This window comes from Microvirga medicaginis (genome assembly GCF_052658925.1).
Genome location: NZ_JBQWEL010000010.1, coordinates 97,137 through 114,787, shown reverse-complemented (window position 1 = coordinate 114,787; position 17,651 = coordinate 97,137). Strand labels below are relative to the sequence as shown.

At 60.9% G+C, this 17,651-nt stretch carries 13 protein-coding genes; 1 reads left to right on the top strand and 12 read right to left on the bottom strand.

All coding sequences use genetic code 11. The annotated features are described in order from the left end of the window. The first annotated feature begins 19 nt into the window (after positions 1-19). A complete protein-coding gene (locus ACUXUR_RS14435; RefSeq protein WP_445503056.1) occupies positions 20-946 on the top strand; it encodes a LysR substrate-binding domain-containing protein in 927 nt (308 codons plus the stop codon). Positions 947-1,212: 266 nt separating this feature from the next. Here the strand turns inward: ACUXUR_RS14435 and ACUXUR_RS14430 are convergent, their stop codons facing one another. The 12 genes from ACUXUR_RS14430 to ACUXUR_RS14375 form a co-directional block, all read right to left on the bottom strand. After that, positions 1,213-1,998: a 3-hydroxybutyrate dehydrogenase gene (locus tag ACUXUR_RS14430; RefSeq protein WP_445503055.1), complete on the bottom strand. Its 786-nt coding sequence runs from the start codon at positions 1,996-1,998 to the stop codon at positions 1,213-1,215. 381 nt (positions 1,999-2,379) lie between these two features. Then, positions 2,380-2,790, bottom strand: coding sequence for a response regulator (locus ACUXUR_RS14425; RefSeq protein WP_445503054.1), 411 nt, complete (start codon positions 2,788-2,790; stop codon positions 2,380-2,382). Between the two features lie 188 nt (positions 2,791-2,978). Further along, positions 2,979-3,764, bottom strand: coding sequence for an acetoacetate decarboxylase (locus ACUXUR_RS14420; RefSeq protein ID WP_445503053.1), 786 nt, complete (start codon positions 3,762-3,764; stop codon positions 2,979-2,981). Positions 3,765-3,905: 141 nt separating this feature from the next. Beyond that, positions 3,906-5,078 carry a patatin-like phospholipase family protein gene (locus tag ACUXUR_RS14415; RefSeq protein ID WP_445503052.1) on the bottom strand — a complete coding sequence of 391 codons (1,173 nt, stop codon included), beginning with the start codon at positions 5,076-5,078 and terminating at the stop codon, positions 3,906-3,908. 18 nt (positions 5,079-5,096) lie between these two features. Continuing rightward, the gene (locus ACUXUR_RS14410; RefSeq protein ID WP_445503051.1) at positions 5,097-5,273 is read right to left on the bottom strand and encodes a hypothetical protein; all 177 of its coding nucleotides are present in this window, start codon (positions 5,271-5,273) and stop codon (positions 5,097-5,099) included. 1,232 nt (positions 5,274-6,505) lie between these two features. Then, complete coding sequence (locus tag ACUXUR_RS14405) at positions 6,506-8,368, bottom strand: ABC transporter ATP-binding protein (RefSeq protein ID WP_445503125.1); 1,863 nt, start codon at positions 8,366-8,368, stop codon at positions 6,506-6,508. 18 nt (positions 8,369-8,386) lie between these two features. Continuing rightward, on the bottom strand, positions 8,387-9,319 hold the full coding sequence (locus ACUXUR_RS14400; RefSeq protein WP_445503050.1) for an ABC transporter permease: 933 nt from the start codon (positions 9,317-9,319) through the stop codon (positions 8,387-8,389). Continuing rightward, positions 9,285-10,244: an ABC transporter permease gene (locus tag ACUXUR_RS14395; protein WP_445503049.1), complete on the bottom strand. Its 960-nt coding sequence runs from the start codon at positions 10,242-10,244 to the stop codon at positions 9,285-9,287. The genes ACUXUR_RS14400 and ACUXUR_RS14395 overlap by 35 nt, the downstream gene beginning before the upstream one ends. A 40-nt stretch (positions 10,245-10,284) precedes the next feature. Next, positions 10,285-12,078 carry a peptide ABC transporter substrate-binding protein gene (locus ACUXUR_RS14390; RefSeq protein ID WP_445503048.1) on the bottom strand — a complete coding sequence of 598 codons (1,794 nt, stop codon included), beginning with the start codon at positions 12,076-12,078 and terminating at the stop codon, positions 10,285-10,287. A gap of 1,294 nt (positions 12,079-13,372) precedes the next feature. After that, positions 13,373-14,695 (bottom strand): NAD(P)/FAD-dependent oxidoreductase, encoded by a 1,323-nt coding sequence (locus ACUXUR_RS14385; RefSeq protein ID WP_445503124.1) that lies wholly within the window; start codon positions 14,693-14,695, stop codon positions 13,373-13,375. A 27-nt stretch (positions 14,696-14,722) separates the two neighbouring features. Beyond that, the gene (locus ACUXUR_RS14380; protein WP_445503047.1) at positions 14,723-16,288 is read right to left on the bottom strand and encodes an ABC transporter substrate-binding protein; all 1,566 of its coding nucleotides are present in this window, start codon (positions 16,286-16,288) and stop codon (positions 14,723-14,725) included. 14 nt (positions 16,289-16,302) lie between these two features. Continuing rightward, positions 16,303-17,637 (bottom strand): MmgE/PrpD family protein, encoded by a 1,335-nt coding sequence (locus tag ACUXUR_RS14375; RefSeq protein WP_445503046.1) that lies wholly within the window; start codon positions 17,635-17,637, stop codon positions 16,303-16,305. Positions 17,638-17,651 lie beyond the last annotated feature (14 nt).

The following is a 17,651-nucleotide window of genomic DNA, read 5'->3' as shown; positions in this document are numbered from 1 at the left end:
CGATTAGAGAAACATATCAATGGATCTGCGTCAGCTCCGATACTTCGTCGCGACCGCCGAGGAACTGCATTTTGGTCGGGCTGCGGAGCGGGTTCACATCGCGCAGCCGGCTCTGAGCATCCAGATCAAGGCCCTGGAGGACACGCTGGGTGTCCAGCTCCTCAGCCGGACCAACCGGGTAGTAACCCTGACGGAGGCAGGACGCCTGTTTCTCAAGGAGGCCCGCCGCACCCTTGAACAGGCGCAGCATGCCGCCGTCGTGGCTCGCCGGGCCGGACGCGGCGAGATCGGTCGCATCGAGATCGGCTACTCCGCAGACACGTCTTATTCCGGGGTTCTGTCAGGAGTCCTGCGGCAGTATAAGCGACAGATTCCCGACGTCGAACTCGGGCTTCACGAACTCCATCCGAGCACGCAGATCGCACAGCTCCTGGAAGGTCGTATCCATATCGGGTTCATCGCCAGCTTTGTTGACAGTCCTACCGGGAAGCTGCCGCCAGAACTGGATGCGATCCGCTTGGCAGAATGGCCTCTGAGGGTGGCGCTTCCAGCTGACCATCCCCTTGCGAAGCGGAGCCGGATTCCGCGAGAAGCGCTCGCGGATGAATCATTTATTATCTACGTCGGATCCGACATTGAACAGGACCGCTCGTTGATCCAATTGGTGATCGGGTTCGTGCCACGCGTTGCATATGAAGTACGCAGCGGGTTTTCTCTCGTGAGCCTTGTCGGAGCCGGATTGGGAGTGGCCATTGTTCCCTCGTCCGTCAGCTCGGTCAGCATCGGCGAGCACGTCGTCTACAGGCCCATCTCTGGCAGTACGATGCAGGTCGGAACCGACGTCGTGTTCCGCCGAGACGCTGACGATCCAGCCGTGATCAACTTCCTGAAGATCGTCCGGCCGGATCAGCACGATGTCAAAGGTAAGCGACACCGAGGCACGTGATCCATCCGGGAAACTAAAGATATATCAAGGTTCGCTGGCGGAGCGCTCTCTTTCAGGCTTGGATCATCCGAGATGCAGGCCTCCGTTGCGTGTTTGGTCGATCAATGTACGCTGGGACGTCATGGCAACCTTTAACCTGCCGTCGGCCGCCAGGATCATGACTTCTCGGCATTGCGGGTTGTGGCCTCGGGCAGAAATCGCCTTTCAGTCCGCCCGCAGCGCGACGTGGCCGCGGGGCACTCCATTCGGTTTCCTGGCTCGACCCGTCACTCCGCCGTCCAGCCACCGTCCATGGACAGATTAGTGCCAGTGATCTGGCTGGCAGCGTCCGAGCAGAGGAAGACGGCCAAGGCCGCCACCTGCTCGACGGTCACGAACTGCTTGGTGGGCTGCGCTTCCAGCAGGATGTCATTGATCACCTGCTCCCTGGTCATGTTGCGCGCCTTCATGGTGTCGGGGATCTGCCGCTCTACGAGTGGCGTCCAGACATAGCCGGGGCTGACGCAGTTGACCGTGACACCATGCGTCGCGAGTTCGAGAGCCACCGACTTGGTGAGGCCAGCGATGCCGTGCTTGGCCGCCACATAGGCAGACTTGAAGGGCGAGGCCACGAGGGAAAGGGCAGACGCCGTGTTGATGATGCGCCCCCACTTGCGCGCCTTCATGCCAGGAAGCGCAGCGCGGATGGCATGGAAGGCGGAGGAGAGATTGATCGCGAGGATCTGATCCCACTTCTCGACTGGGAACTCCTCGACCGGCGAGACGAACTGGATGCCCGCATTGTTGACGAGAATGTCCACGGCTCCGAACACCTCCTGCGCTTCGTGCACCATGCCGGCAATCTGGTCGGGCCTAGACACATCAGCGGGCGAGTAGACTGCCTTAATCCCGAACTCGGCCTCAAGGCCAGCCCGTTCCTTCTCGATATCGTGCGGATCGCCGAAGCCGTTGATCAATACATTTGCGCCCTCCTTTGCGAGCGCCCGGGCAATGGCCAATCCGATCCCGCTGGTTGAGCCGGTCACAACGGCGGATTTGGAGCAAAGCGTCATTGAAGCCTCCTTGTTGCTGTATCCAATCGTTCGGTCTGAAGCACTCGTCTTGTAGGGATCTCCCTACGATCCTCAGCCCATCGAGTGTGGCACCTTGTGCGAACCATCATCCGACCATTACTCGTATGCGTTCACTCTGCATGTCTCGCGGATCCTGACGACTGAACAACACTTCAACTTCAGCATGATACCAAGCACTTTCAGGGCATTGTCAGTGGAAGAACAACACCCACCCGACTAATGCGAGCGGGGCAACAGCCCCCAGGGCAAAAGACACTGCGTTGCCTGTCATGCCATGCCTTCCTGAATGCGTTCGCCATCGTTGTGAGCCATCACGTAGCTCCAATCTCGGTCATAGACCCGCGCTAGCGACACGGCTTCTCAGGCCGCCCGGTTTGTCTCGACCGCGTTCGTTGTGAAAGTTGCCGTCTCCGCGGCCACAAGGGCCTGATGAATGGCGTTGAATACCGTAACCGCGGTCGGCTGTTTCAAGACAAGATCCCCGCGTGACGATATGCGCTGCTCCGCGCCAGCCAGGATCACAACCCTGTTCCCGTGCACCTCATGGTACTGGTCAGCGAGAATCCAACCGTCGACCAGGCCGGGCAGCACGACACGCGTGTACAGCCAACTGATGGGGTGGCTCCAGTCACGCAAGGCTAAAAAGGCCCTCTCGCCCGTATCCGCCGTAATGACCTCATGGGCTTGAGCCCGCAGCCACTGCGCGAGTGTCTCCCGCATAATCGGGTTGTCGTCGGCAATGAGGATCCGTTGTGGTTTAACCGTGTTCATGGTGCTCTCCGGAGTTCGCCGAGGGCTCTTTCGTCCATCAGCGCACCCCCGTTTCGTTTTCCGTCTCAGTCCCGGGGTGTATGCTTGCTATCCCGCATTGCATGCGAGCCATTGGTGATGGTGCTGCACTGGGGATCGGCTTGCCTTGGTCCAGGGGGCGCAGCCTGTAGCATGCACACTGGAGAACTTCATTCCGCCGGTTCGTAGCGTCTCTGTTTCCAGTGAGACGGCTCGGATGGCGCCAGATAGTTATGCGCGACCTTGCCGAGTCCGAGCGTCAGATCGGTCACGATGTGGGTTGCCGAGACCACCTCCAGGACAGGTAGCTCGGCCAAGGGAGCCAACGCATGCGGCCACAGACTCAGGGACGCCGGACCGACCCAGACCTCTTTCAGGGTGATGTCCTCCAGGTGATACTCGACAAGTTCGCAGATGCGGATGGTGCCGTCGACATGCGGGATGATCTTGAGCAGGAAGTTGGGCTCGCGAAGCGAGGTCATGACGCTTCCGAAATCGGCAGCCCGGTGCTTGTAGCCCATTGTGGCGGTCGCGATGCGAACCGGACCGTAGTCGAGCGTGCCGACCAGGGCATCGACCTCAGTGCGCAGGGTGGGATTCGCAAGCTTCTTAGGAAAGCCCCACAGCTCACGCCCCCCAGCAATGGGCGAATGGTCGTTGAGAAACATGCAATGGGTGTAGCTGCCCTTGCGGCCGCGGAACGAGACGGGAATGACCTGTCCGCTCTCGGTGTAATCGCCGAAGCCGTTCGAGTCCGGCATGCGGATGAACTCGAACTTCACCAGCGGCTCGTCGATCTCGAGCGGTTCCGGGACGAGCTCCCGAAGCTTCTTCGGATCGGTGCGGTAGGTGATGATCAGATACTCCCGGTTGCGAAAGCGATAGGGTCCGATCGGGTAGGCCGGGCTGGTCAGGGGCATTGCGAATGCTCTGGTCCGAACAATGTCTTCGTGCATAGCTAAACTCTCCTGTTTTCGATTGAGCGGGCCACGAGTGCGGCAGGCCGACTCGCACATCACATAGGTTGGTGCTGAGCTCAGCCGCGCTTGAGATCTCCGGCGCAGGATGTTCCCGGCGCTCTATACTCTCGTTGCGCGCTACTCCCGCCCGTCCTTGCCGAGATCGAACGTGCGGACTCCCTCCTGACCGTCGGGGCACTGCAACACCTCGGGGTGGCGTAACGTGCGAACCGCATCGTGATAACCGGCGCGCCAGTGCTCCTCCATCGATAACCGGGAAAACTCGTAGTCCTTTGAGTGGCCTTCGTAGTGTTTCGACCGGTAAATCAGCTGGATGATGTTGTACGCTTTGCGATCCGCCTCCGGGCTGAGGATCTTTGCCTCCTCGCTGGTTCGCAAATTATCCGGCAGGTTCGACAGGAGGCTTGCAAGCGCATTGCGCAGATGCTGCACGCGCTTGAACTGGTCCGTGCTGGCGCGCGTCCGGCTGGAATACTGGATTTCCTTGTGCCGCGTCGCAACCTCGGCCAGGTTGCGGGGCAGTTCGCCGTGGGCGCTCCACAGATCGACTTGGAACGCGAGTGTATCCTGCCGTCGGCCCGCATCGACCACCCAGTCGAGCGGCGTGTTCGAGACGAGCCCACCGTCCCAGTAGTATTCGCCGTCGATTTCGACGGCCGGGAAGCCGGGCGGGAGCGATCCGCTTGCCATCACGTGTTCGGGATGGATTGTGTGCGTAGTGTTATCGAAATATACGAAATTGCCGGTGCGCACGTTCACGGCGCCGACACTGAAGCGCATCGCACCCGCATTGATCCGGTCAAAGTCGACAACCCGCTCCAATGTGCTTTTCAGGTGTTTGGTCTCGTAGAAACTCGTCGCCTCGTGGGCACCGTCCGGGTGCAGCCAGGGAACCAGCAGCCGGGGCGTGAAAAAACTTGCGGCCCCACCGAAGAGAGCCCAGGTCGCGCTCAGCTGGTTAAAGAGGGCGCGCGCGATATCACCTTTGGGGGTGATGGTATGGAGGACGCTGGACCAGTCGAGCAGCGGGTTGGCGGTAATCTCCTGCCAAAAGGAGCGCAGCTTGGCGACCCGTTCGGCAGGTCGGTTCCCGGCAATGATTGCGGAGTTGATGGCACCTATGGAGACTCCGGCGACCCAGTCGGGATCGATGCCGGCCTCCGCGAGAGCTTCGTAGACGCCGGCCTGATAGGCCCCGAGCGCACCGCCACCCTGCAACACCAATGCGACGCATTCGAACGGGAGGTGTCGTTTGGCGGCAGTTAGATGCGGTTGGACTTGAATGTTCACGGCAGGCGTTCCTTCGCCTCAATGGCTTGTCGCCGCCGCCGCCGCGCGGATCCGCGGCGCAGTCAGCAACCGGTTGACAATGTGAGTGATCGTGCGGACCGACCAGACCTCAAGCTCTTCGGTTGGTGTGGCCTCTCTGCGATAGCCCATCGGCAGGATGCGGATCAGCATCAAGTGGTTAGGTTGCAGCAGCATTTTGGTCTCCGCATACGTGTGGTCTGCCGCCAGTGCATACATCGCCAAATTGTCCGTGGTCCAATATATTGTTTTAGGCATTATGATTGGTTAAAAATATCAATGGACCGGCGCCAGCTTCGGTAATTCTTCACGCCTGTCGAGGAATTGCGTTGAGCACGTGATTTACAGACCCTGCTTCAGCAGTACGATGCGCCTCGAAGCTAGGATGTGTTCTCCCGGGACACTGACCATCCAGCCGTGATCAACTTCCTGGAGACCGTCCGCCTAGATCAAGCGTGGATATGACCAACCCGACCAACTTGTAGGTGCGTTCGACGTTGATGCATGGAGGTTTCGTGAAGTCGATCTGAGCTACAACTCACCCTCGGCGTTCTCCAGCATGTTCCGCCCCTAGGGCGGGCAGACCTCGAAGCAGTACCATCGTGCGATTTAGCTCCTTTGGCGGTACATTCCACTGCAGTGAACGGCAGCCTAGGAGCGAGCCTTGGCTTCCCCATTCCGGTCGGGCAGCATCCAAACAGATATCCAGTCAAAGTCAGCGACGGGTCACTTGCGGAAGTGCAGCCGTGTCTTCAGAAGGTCAGCTTCCATGTGACAAGCTGACCTTGAGCACCACGTCCAGGCATCAAGACAAGTCTCAGTTGGGGCTCCAACGGTCTCTGTTTGAGCCGCCCCTCAGAGCTCGGAAAATGCATTTTTCGACGAGGAGAAATCACCGCCTGAAGAGGCGTGTTACAGGCGTTTTGAACGATACATTCGGTGACAGAGAAAACGTCGACAACGCCCAGGTCATTGAGAATGCCACTGTCTCTGGCCATTTGGAAAGTCAGCGATTTTGGAAGAATGATGGTGGTCTTGAGAGGATTCGAACTTACTAACCGTGTCTCTGCCATCGAAGGTCCGACCTGGATGGAAAACTCAGACCGCTCGTAAATGCAGAGAGAATCGCTTCTCTCCTGCCCTGCCCCATGGGTCAGCTTTCATCGTGGCGTAAAAACCCTGGTTCAGTCAGATGCGCAGGTGCCGCTTCTAATCTCCTGGTTCGACCAGGTCTGAGCCATGTCAGAAGATCCGCTTATCGCCACAACGCGGACCTTTGATTGGCTTCGAACCCAGTCTGTGCCGACCGGACAAAAAGATTGCGTTAGGCCTGGATGCGATCTGCCGTCAGGCTCGGATCGGCAACAGCAAGGGCGGCCCCCTCCGACCGTACCCGACGGCTCGAGCGGTCAGCCGGCCAACGTTCCCTGAAGATCCTTGGCCAGCATCGGGTCATTCCACTCCTCGCCCCAGACCTGGACGACATGGCCTGGCGACGCCTCCCGGTACAGGCGCTCCGGCGGGAGGTAGTCGACTGACCTGATGGGGCTCTTGATATCCCCGTCCGAAACCCGATGGCGGCTGCCGCGTCGCGTCGGGTCGGGCACCGGGACAGCGGCAAGGAGGCGCCGGGTGTAGGGGTGCTGAGGGTTCTCGAGAATCGCGCTGCGCGGCCCAATCTCGACGATCTCGCCGAGATACATCACGGCGATGCGGTGGCTCACGCGCTCGACGACCGCCATATCGTGGGAGATGAACAGAAAGGCGAGGTGCAGATCCGCTTGCAGGTCGAGCATCAGGTTGACGACCTGGGCCTTGACCGAGACGTCCAGCGCCGAGACTGCTTCGTCCGCCACGATGACTTTCGGCCCCACCGCAAGAGCCCGCGCGATCGCGATGCGCTGCCTCTGACCGCCGGAGAACTCGTGCGGGAAGCGCCTGGTCATGTCGGGCGAGAGACCGACCCGGCTCAGGAGATCGGCGGCGATCTCACGCGCCTCGTGCCGCGTTGCGAGCTTATTGATCAGAAGAGGCTCGGCGATCGCGGTGCCGATCGTCATGCGAGGATCGAGGCTTGCGAACGGATCCTGGAAGATCATCTGGATGAGCCTGCGGCGCTGCTGCAGCTCGCGGGGGCTGAGCCCCATCAAGTCCTCACCGTCGAGCCGGACGGAGCCGGCGAGCGGCTCGATCAGCCGCATGACGGAACGTCCCGTCGTCGACTTGCCGCATCCGGATTCGCCAACCAGCGCCAGCGTCTCGCCACGAGCGAGGCTGAACGAGACGTTCTCAACCGCGTGAACCCGTCCGCTCACCCGGCCGAACAGGCCGGACCGCAGATCGAAGCGCGTCGTCAGTTCCTTGACTTCGAGCACGGGCCGTGTCGACGGCACGATCGTATCCGGCGTCTCGACGGCGGGCTCCAGGATCCCGGTCGCACGATCGACGACAGGAAAGCGCATTGGATGTTGTCGCCCAGCCATCGAGCCGAGCACCGGCACGGAGGCGATGAGCGCGCGCGTGTAGCCCTGGCGCGGCCTGGCGAAGATCGTCTCCGTGGACCCGCTCTCGACCGCTTCGCCGTCGAACATCACAACGGTTCGGTCAGCAATCTCGGCGACGACTCCCATGTCGTGGGTGATGAAGAGGACGGACATGCCCTCCTCGTCCTGGAGGCTCTTGATGAGGTCGAGGATCTGCGCCTGAATGGTCACGTCCAGGGCGGTCGTCGGTTCGTCGGCAATGAGAAGCTTCGGCCGGCAGGCGAGCGCCATGGCGATCATGACGCGCTGGCGCATGCCGCCCGAGAATCGGTGGGGGTAGTCGTGGAGACGGGCTCTCGCATTCGGGATGCGCACCTTCTCCAGCAGGCGCACCGTTTCCGCGTCGGCCTCCGCCCGCGAGAGACGCCGGTGCAGCATCAGCGCTTCCGCGATCTGAAAGCCGATGGTCAGCACGGGATTGAGGCTGGTCATTGGCTCCTGGAAGATCATGGCAATGTCGTCGCCACGAACGCGGCGCATCTCGGCGCTCGGTAATTCCAGGAGATCACGGCCTTTGAGGAGCACTCGCCCCGTGACCCGGCTCGTATCGCGGGGCAGGAGGCGCATGATGGAAAGAGCCGTCACGCTCTTGCCGGAGCCCGACTCGCCCACGATGGCGACGGTCTCTTTCGGCCCAATCGAGAAGGACAGGTTGCGCACGACGGGGCGCCACGCACCCTCGACGCGGAAGGCGGCGGTGAGTTCCTGAACATCGAGGATCGATTCCATCACGCTCCGGCCTGCTCTCTAGATGATGCGTCGCGGGTCGAGCGCATCGCGCAGGCCGTCACCGACGAAGTTGATTGACAGGACAGTGAGGAAGATCGCGGCTCCTGGAAAAAGCGCCCAGTGGGGAGCAAACTCAAGATGATCCTTGGCGTCAAAAAGGATGCGTCCCCACGTGGGAATGTCCGGTGGGAAGCCAAGGCCGAGGAACGAGAGGGTCGACTCCGCGATAATTGCCGTCGAGACCTCAATCGTGCTCGCTACGATCACAGGTCCGAGCGCGTTTGGCAGAATGTGGCGCATCACCTGATGCCACCGGCTCGCGCCTTGGGAGCGCGCCGCCTCGACGAATTCCTTCTCCCGCAGAGAGAGGAACTGCGCCCGCACCAAGCGAGCCACTGGCATCCAGCGCAAGCCTCCGATCACCAGCACGATCACGACGAAGACACCGCCCTCTAGGCCGAACACAGCCTTGAGCCGGTCGCGGAAGAGATAGATGACGAGAAGCAGGAGCGGCAGTTGAGGCAGCGACAGGAAGAGGTCGGTAAGCCACGTCAGAAAGGAGTTGGCGATGCCGCGGGACATGCCGGCGACCGCGCCGATCACGACCCCGACGAGGGTCGCGATGATCATCGCGGCGAATCCAACCGCAAGCGAGATGCGCCCGCCATAGATCATGCGCGCGAGCAGGTCTTGGCCCAGGTCATCGGTGCCAAACGGATGAGCGAGGGACGGGCCCTGCAAGGTTGCCGCGAAGTCGATGTCATTGATTGCGACGGACCAGAGCAGGGATCCGAACATCACGCCGAGGCACATCAAGCTCAAGATGAAAGCCCCCGCCACCGCCAGCCGGTGGCGACGGAACCGCCGCCAGGTCTCGCTGCCCCGTGAGGCGGAGTGAGCAACTGGGGAAGCCGCTTTATCGGAAAGAGATGCGGGGATCGAGCCAGCCATAGAGCACGTCTGCGAGGAGGTTGAAGAATACGACGAGGCAGGCGAAGACGAAAGTTACCGCCATGACGACCGGGGTGTCATTCGCGAGCATCGCGTTGATGAGAAGGGATCCGATGCCGGGCACCCGGAAGATCTGCTCGGTGACGATGGCGCCGCCGAAGACGGCGGGCATCTGCAACGCCACGAGGGTGACCACCGGGATAAGGGCGTTGCGCGCAACATGGCGCAGCGTCACGGTCCGCTCGGGCAAGCCCTTAGCGCGTGCCGTGGTGACGTAGTCCAGCCGAACCACGTCCAGCACCGCCGCGCGCACGTAACGAGTGTAGGACGCTGCCTGAAACAGGCCCAGGACGAGGACCGGCATGAAGGCCTGCCGGGCGTGCTCCCAGTACCAGCGCCAGCCCGTCTCCGGGATGTCGGCCCTGTAGACGAACGGCAGCCAGTCGAGCTTGATTGAGAAGATCAGGATGAAGAGCAGTCCCGTGAAGAAGGTTGGCAGCGAGAACCCGACAAAGGCGAGGGTGTTCGCGATCTGGTCGAACACGGAGTAAGGACGGGTCGCGGCATAGATCCCGACGGGCAGCGCGATGGCGAGCGCTAGAACTTGGGACGATCCGATGACGAAGAGCGTGGTGGGCACACGCTGGAGGATGAGCGTGTCGACGTCGACGCGGCTCGCGAACGAGAAGCCCCAGTCGCCCTGCGCCATCGCGGCAAGCCAGCGCAGGTAGCGCACCAGAATGGGGTCATCAAGCCCGAAACTTTCGCGCAGGTTCGCCCGCACCTCAGGCGGGATGTTCGGGTTTGTCGCAAGCTCGCTGAACGGGTCCCCCGGCGCAAGCGCCAGCACTGTGAACAGGATGAGGCTGATCCCGAGCAGGCTCGGGATCGCCACGAGGAGGCGCCTGATCACGTAATTCGTCATCGGGCGCCCTCGTATCTGCCAGTCCGTGACACCGGAGGGATCATGTCTCGCGGTACCAGCTGTTGAGCGTCCACAGGTCGGCGTCCCAGCCGCTGTAGTTGGGCACCAGCGTGTTGCTGCAGGCAGCCGTTCGCGTGCGGGAGATGATCGGCAGGATCACGTTCGCGCTGCAGAAGATGTCGTTCATCTTGATAAAGAGCGCAGCACGCTTGACCGGATCGAGCTCCTTCTGCGCCGCCCGATAGGCTTCGTCGGCCGCCGGATCGACATAGCGCGAGATGTTTCGCCCCTGCCACTTGTTCTCCTTCGTCGCGACCTCCCACGAGACGAACTGATTGAGGAACCGCTCCGGATCAGGTTGCGGCTGCGTCGTCGTGTACATCTCCATGTCGCAATAGAGCTTCGTGTAGGTGTCCGGATTCGCGACGTCCGACGAGAAGAACACCGTCGCCGTCACGGACTTGAGCTCGAGATCGATGCCGGCCTTCTGGCAGGCCTGCTTGATGATCGCCTGCGTCTTCTGGCGAGGCGCATTGATCGAAGTTTGGAAGACGTACTTGAGCTTTTTGCCGTCTTTTTCGCGGATCCCGTCTGCGCCTTGTTTCCAACCGGCTTCGTCGAGGATCTTGTTCGCCTTGTCGATATTGAACTCGTATTTCATGTTGGGCGAACGGAACTGCTCCGGAGCATTGACGAAGTTCGCCGTGGCCGTGCCGCCGCGGCCGTAGATGAACCGCTGGATCGAGTCCCGGTCGATGAGCAGGTTGATGGCTTGGCGCACCGCCGGATCTGTGAGAGTGGGGTGCTTCGACTTGGCGTGCGAGCGCTCGCCGTCGATCTCGGTCCAGGGATCGGTGGTGTTGAGGATGATGAATTCCAGATCGCCGCTCGGAACCGTGATGACCTTGCCGCGCCCACCCGTCTCCATGCGCTTAAGGATATCGTCCTCGACCTGCATGTTCCAGGCGTAGTCGAACTCACCGGTCTGAATCACCGCCCTGGCCGCCGAGACGGCATCGCCACCGCCCTTGATCTCGATCGTATCGAAATGGGGTTGACTGGGGATGTGGTAATCGGGGTTGCGCTCGCCGCGCAGGATGTCACCGGGCTTGAAGTCGACAAACCTGTAAGGCCCGGTTCCGACAGGCTTGAGGTTGGCTGGCGCCTCGCGGGATTTGGCGCCTTTATACTCCGCGAAGACATGCTTCGGGATGATCATGCCGACCACGCCGACGAAGGGGTCGGCCCAGAACGGCGTGGGCTGCTTAAAGACGAGCCGGACAGTATGGTCGTCTACCTTCTCGACGGTTTTCAAGCTGGTGTAGGAGCCGCTCGTCGTGGCGGCGGTCGCCGGATCGATCGCATACTCCCAATTGAACACCACGTCGTCGGCGGTGAAGGGCTGGCCGTCATGCCATTTCACGCCGCGCTTGAGCTTCCAGGTGACGGTAGTGCCGTCCGCAGAGAGCCCGCCGTTCTCGCGGCTCGGGATCTCGGCTGCGAGAAACGGGATGAGGTTGCCGTCCTTGTCCCAGCCGGCGAGCGGCTCGTAAAAGACCCGGGAGCCATTCTGGTCCTTGGTTCCCGTCGCGAAATGCGGGTTGATAAGGGTAACGGCTTGCCAGAACAGGAGCTTGAGCGGTCCGCCGCCGCCGGCCTTGGTCGGCTTGTAGGCTGGTTGGGTCTGCGCGAAGGCAACGCCTGCCTGAGCGAGCAGCATGCCTGCCATCGGAGCCGTAAACCCGACCGACGCCATCCGGGCGATGAAACCGCGGCGCGACATGCGCCCATCCTTGACGGCTCCAATTAATGACCGAAGCTTCTCTTCTTCCATGGAGTTCTCCCTGCGCGCGGACAGCTGGCCGACCAGCCCTCGCCTTTTCTAAGGCAACTCATGCGCCAGGTACCCCCGGGCGCCGTGCACCCCATCCTGAGCAGCATTCGCTCGACTTGCAATAGGGTTCGAGCCACTGAGTTGGTGGCCCCCTCGCACCCATAAGGCTGTTGCCGTTGACCGTCTTGGCCTCGGACCGGCTGCCTCGTGATCCCGCGCCAGACCAGCGACCCGCTCCAGCGCGAACAAGGAGCACGGCAGAAAAGCCCCTAAGATCTCGCTCTGCGAGCGAGGCCCGCTTTGCCCAGAGGCAATTTGAACTCCACGATGTCTCGGCAGGAGAGCACCAAGACGACCGCGACATCATTCCGAACCTCGTAGGCGCTCGCGATCTCAGCTTGCGGCACCACGGCATTTTCGCCGCCCCGCTGTAGAACCCGCACTTGATCCCCACCCGACGCTACCACGTCCCAACAAGCCTAATCTGCCTTGCATCCACCAGTGCACAATACGCTTCCTTCGGGCAAGCGGGCCCACGACAGGAAGCTTTGCGATCGAGACGAACGTCCACTTTGGGTAATTACGAAAGTGCAGCCGTGGCATTGGACGGTCAGCTTGCACACGATAAGCTGACCTTGAGCACCAAGTTCGGGGCAAGACAAGTCTCAGTCGCGGTTCGAACCGGTGTCTGTTGAACCACTCCTCAGAGCCGGGAAAATGCGCTTTTCGAGGAGGAGAAAGCGCTCAACCGCCGAGAACCGGGGTAGAGAGACAGCCCGCATCCAGCTAAACCATTGAGAAATGGCACCGTCTCCAGCCACTTGGAAAGTCAGCGATTTTGGAGGATTGCTTGGTGGGTGTGCAAGGATTCGAACCTTGGACCCGCTGATTAAGAGCTTGCGATGGACATCGCGGCGAGAATGAGCAGCCCCCCGCACCGCTTCGGGTCCGCGGAGATATCGAAGCTGCCGACGAGGTCATCAGGGTCTCCAGGCTAACGTAACGAGGGAAAGAACCAGGCGAGCCGATGCGAGAGCATCGGCTCGCCCCTCGTCCGTTTTAATCAACCTCGCCAGCGTGCAACCTTCTCGAGGAAACGATACAACCGTCCATCATCGGTAGGAACCAGGGATGCCCATCGGAGAAATTAAGGCGCGGGAAGTGAGTATTGACAACGCCTCGATCATGGCTCGAAACGCAAAGCATCCTCTCTGCAGTGCGTGCCGCATCCGAGGATTGGTGGCCGGTATGACGAGCGACGATAGGAGGTCCACAGGAGGGCAATCGTATTTCTCTACATTTCCAACCCTGCCTTGCGGCTCTCCAACGTCGATATCACGTTAAAGCCAATCGACCGGAATGGCTCAGGCGCGATCCAGCTGGCGGTACCCATGCTTGCAGCCATTTTGTCGTGCTCGCCAAAGCCAAGCATTAATTCGGCCAAGTGACGGCCTAACATGGTTCCCTTCGCAATGCCGCTGCCATTGCAGCCACCCGACGCATAGAGCCCATCGTCGGCCTGCCCCCACCAGGGCGCACCGTTCATCGTAAAGGCGGTCGTTCCCGCCCAGAGATATTCAAACTGAACGTCTCTCAGGTTGGGCCAGCGCCGCTCGAAACGATCCCTGAGTTTTCGCGCCGCATAGGCTCCGTCCAATTCGCCTTCGTGTGCATAGAGACTACGCACCATGACCCGGTTCCGGCCGATCCGGCGCAGGGTGGTGCCAAGCCGGTGCGAGGGCAGAAGGCCCCATGCCGCCGATTCACCAATCTCCCCGATTCTGTCGTCGGCGATTTCTTCCGTCACTGCCGCATAGGTGTAAATCGTCGCCATGCGTGACTTAAGATAACCAAATTTGGGGATGAAGGCGTTTGTCGCCAGTGCAAGCTTCTTGCATTTCACGACGCCGTTTGGCGTTTCCAGTACCCAGCCGTCACTTTTTCGGATGGCCGTCACGGGCGTGTTTTCGAAAAGCTGGATCGGCGCCGGCAGCGCATCCGCGAGACCCCTAATCAGCGCAGCCGGCTGCAGCAGCCAGGTGTCCTGCATGTAGATGCCAAAACGATAATAGGACGTGCCGATACGGCGATGGATGTCGTCGCGCGACAGCACCGTGTGAGCGATCTTGTTTGCGCGCGCAACTTCAAGCACATTGCGCAACGAAGCCTCGCCGAGTTCAGTCGCGGCGCCCCGGATCGACCCCGCCTGTTTCAGATCGCAGCCGATGCCGTTATCACGGACTATGCTCATGAGCCAGTCGAAAGCTTCGGTAAAAAAGCCGGTCTGGATACGCGCCTTCTCCGCCATTTCGATCGAAGCATTGCGCGGCAATACGTCTGAACCGGTGAAGCCGGAGTTGCGTGCGGAAGACCCCTCCCCGACCGTCGTCGCCTCAATCACTGCAATACGCGTGTCGGGGTTCAACTCGTGCAGGCGTCGCGCCACCGCAAGTCCGGTATAGCCTGCGCCAATGATCGCATAATCGACGGTTAGATCTTGTTGCAGCGAGGGACGCGGCTGACGCGGCGGAAGCATCGCGTTCCAGCCGCACAGATTGGAATACCGGGGATAGGTCAGTTTTGCCATTTTGATGCCTGAACAGTGGAGGGAACGCACCAAGGGCGCGCTCCCAAGACACTCGCTTTAATCCTTGAAATGCGCCTGCTCGGTCAGCAGAGGGCCAAGCGACATCGAACCCTTTAGTTCGAAGCCCCAGTCGAGCTTGTCCTTGCGTATCCAGACCTGGGCCGTTTCGGTGATCGGAACGCCGCAGACATCCGCTACGATCAGCTTCTGAGCTTCCTGCCAACGCTCGATCTGCTTCTTGGGATCAGTCTCGGTTCTTGCCGCCTCGATCTGCTTGTCGGCGACGCTGCAATGGCTGAAATTGGTCACCTGTCCGGGTTCGCCAATCCCGCTCTTGGAATAGTAGAACTGGGTGAGATAGGTGTCGGCCACCGGGAACCGGGCCGCGCCGTAGTCGACGAGCGGGCTCAGGTCCTTACGGATCATCTGGTGCCAGGTGGAGTGTTCCGCGGGCTGCAGCTCGAGCTTGATCCCGGCCTTGGCCAACTGTGCCTGCAGCAACTGGTCGGTTGTCGCGTAACTCGGCAACTGGCTCGAAATCATCTTGACCGTCAGGCCATTGGGGAATCCGGCTTCGGCCAGAAGAGCCTTGGCCTTTTCGAGATTATGCTGTGGAAGGCCCGGCTCCGGGTTCAGGCCCAAATTGTTGGATGGGATCACCGACTTCGCGACGCGCGTAAATTCGGGGCCACGGAACTGCGCGATCTGGGCAGGAGCAAGTGCATAGGCGACAGCCTGCCTCACCCTGATGTCGTCGAACGGCTTCTGGTTTCTGTTGATGTGGAGGACCGTCAATTCCGCAGGATCGAAAATGTCGATCACGGCACCGGGCATCGCCTTCATCCGCTGCAGCCAGCGCTGATCGGTCGTACCGGCAGAGACGTCGATTTCGCCCGACGTGAAAGCAAGATCGCGCCCAGCTGCCGCATTCAGGAAGCGGTAGGTCACCTTCTCGATTTTCGGGCTGCCGCGGAAATACTTTTTGTGTGCGGTGAAATGCACCGCAACGCCCGGCTCGATGGACTCGAACTGGAAGGGGCCGAAGCCGACCGGATTGCGAGTGAAGCCTTCTCCCCGCTCTTCGTACGCCTTCTTGCTGATGATGAAGCCGCCCGCATAATTGGTCAGCAAGCCAAGCAGGCTTGGCACCTGATTGGCGAGCGTGATACGAACCGTGTGTGGATCGACCGCTTCAACGCTCTTGAAGGCGGCATAGTCGGTCGAGAACGCGGAGCGCTTGGGGTCCGCGGCCTTCTGCAGGCTGAACACCACGTCATCGGCCGTCACTTCGCCATAGCCGTGCTGCCACTGTACGCCCGAGCGCAGCTTGAAAGTCCAGACCAGATTGTTGTTGGTCGCTTCCCAACTCTCCGCGAGATCGCCTTCGATGGTTGCAGGATCGGTCGAGCCAGGCGCGAATCGAACCAGACCGCCATAGATCCAGGCGACCAGCGTCCGGTCCGAAGTGCTTGACGCGAAATGCGGGTCGAGATTTCCGATATCAGCGGCGGCTGCGCCGAGACGCAATTCCGCCTGAGCTGCCATTGCAGTGACTGGCGCCAAAGCCGCTCCAGTAAGAAGGGCGGCGAGCAGTGGGACACCCAATTTTCCTCGATATTGCATTGTGATCTTCCTCCCTATTGTGGATTGTGTGTTTTAGAAATCGACAGCACTTTCAGAAGCGGTCCGAAGCCGGCTTCTCCGAGGCCGCTGACTGCCGAAATGATGTTGTTCTGGTGGGCCTCGTTGAGGTTTACCCGCCCGATGTTCTTGAACTTGCGGGCAACCTGTTCCCAGTTCATAGGATTGGCGACGTCGCCCAGCGGGTGATCGATCACTATCTCCTGCAGGCCCTCGCCTTGGTCCAGGAGAACACGGGCTGGCGTGCGCACTGGGAAGGCGGTGGCGAAATCTTCGGAGGCCTCAAGTTCGATCCTGTCGGCCAATCCAAGGACTTCTTCGTCCATTAGGCTGGATAGATCGACTGGCTGTAGCGCCTCGGGTCCGCGCAACGCAGCAAGCGCGCAGCTGAAATAGAAGCTGTACTGGCCGCCTTCCAATGAGCGCGGGGCGCGTTCATTGGCCAGCCGAAGACCTTGCGGGAAGGTCTCAATGCGAAGTCTCGTAATCTTGCGGCCCGGCTGGCGCAGTGCGAGAATCGCGTCGATCGCGGCGTGCATGTAGCGGCAGCAAGCGTAAGGTTTGAGATAACATTTCTGCAGCTCCCAAACCTCGCCCAGGTTTCCGAGGAGGATGTCGGGCGTGTAGCGGTCTTCCTTGTCGAGGAGATCGAGCGGACCAGTGGCACCCGCCAGCGCACGATAGGCGCCGGTGATACCAGCCACAACCGCCGGCGGAATGCCTTCCTTGACTGTGCTGCCCTGAAACTTTGACGATCCCGTTGGAAAGACGATCGGGCCTTCCGATCCGGCGATCGCCAGAGCGTGCGCCAGCTGCTCGTTGGTCAGGTCGAGCAACCGGCCTGCGGCGGCGGCGGCGCCATAGCTCACCCAGCGGCCGCTCGCGTACGTCTCAATCGTGCTGGTCGGGCGCGAGGCGGCGACGCGCAGTGCGATGTCATATCCGAGCGCAATCGCGTCCATGATGTCGGCGTCCGACGCGCCGAGCGCCTGCCCGACAGCCAAAGCCGCCGGAATAACACCCGCCCCGGCGTGTCCGGCCGCGCCCCGATGCCCGTCGTCAATATCGAGTGCGCTCGCCGCTGCGCTGTTGGCCATCGCAGCACCGGCCACGCTCAGGGCGATCTCTGTCATCCAGACCTGCGCCTTGCCCGGGCCATAAACGTCACAGGCCGCTTTGCGAGCGGAAGCGGCGAGTGGCGAATGTAGGCCAGCCGCAGTAGCGCCCATCAGGTCGAGCAAAAGCAGCGAGATCGCTTCGCGGGTCTGTTGCGGCAGTTGCCCGCGTGGGTAACCACTCACAAAATCCGCGAGCTTGGTAAGGGCATGCATTTTATTTGCTCCAC

What these genes read in the sequence shown, in the direction of transcription:
- ACUXUR_RS14435 (WP_445503056.1), top strand. Translation starts at nt 20, where the DNA reads ATGGATCTGCGTCAGCTCCGATACTTCGTCGCGACCGCCGAGGAACTG.
- ACUXUR_RS14430 (WP_445503055.1), bottom strand. Translation starts at nt 1,998, where the DNA reads ATGACGCTTTGCTCCAAATCCGCCGTTGTGACCGGCTCAACCAGCGGG.
- ACUXUR_RS14425 (WP_445503054.1), bottom strand. Translation starts at nt 2,790, where the DNA reads ATGAACACGGTTAAACCACAACGGATCCTCATTGCCGACGACAACCCG.
- ACUXUR_RS14420 (WP_445503053.1), bottom strand. Translation starts at nt 3,764, where the DNA reads ATGCACGAAGACATTGTTCGGACCAGAGCATTCGCAATGCCCCTGACC.
- ACUXUR_RS14410 (WP_445503051.1), bottom strand. Translation starts at nt 5,273, where the DNA reads ATGCTGCTGCAACCTAACCACTTGATGCTGATCCGCATCCTGCCGATG.
- ACUXUR_RS14405 (WP_445503125.1), bottom strand. Translation starts at nt 8,368, where the DNA reads ATGGAATCGATCCTCGATGTTCAGGAACTCACCGCCGCCTTCCGCGTC.
- ACUXUR_RS14400 (WP_445503050.1), bottom strand. Translation starts at nt 9,319, where the DNA reads ATGGCTGGCTCGATCCCCGCATCTCTTTCCGATAAAGCGGCTTCCCCA.
- ACUXUR_RS14395 (WP_445503049.1), bottom strand. Translation starts at nt 10,244, where the DNA reads ATGACGAATTACGTGATCAGGCGCCTCCTCGTGGCGATCCCGAGCCTG.
- ACUXUR_RS14390 (WP_445503048.1), bottom strand. Translation starts at nt 12,078, where the DNA reads ATGGAAGAAGAGAAGCTTCGGTCATTAATTGGAGCCGTCAAGGATGGG.
- ACUXUR_RS14380 (WP_445503047.1), bottom strand. Translation starts at nt 16,288, where the DNA reads ATGCAATATCGAGGAAAATTGGGTGTCCCACTGCTCGCCGCCCTTCTT.
- ACUXUR_RS14375 (WP_445503046.1), bottom strand. Translation starts at nt 17,637, where the DNA reads ATGCATGCCCTTACCAAGCTCGCGGATTTTGTGAGTGGTTACCCACGC.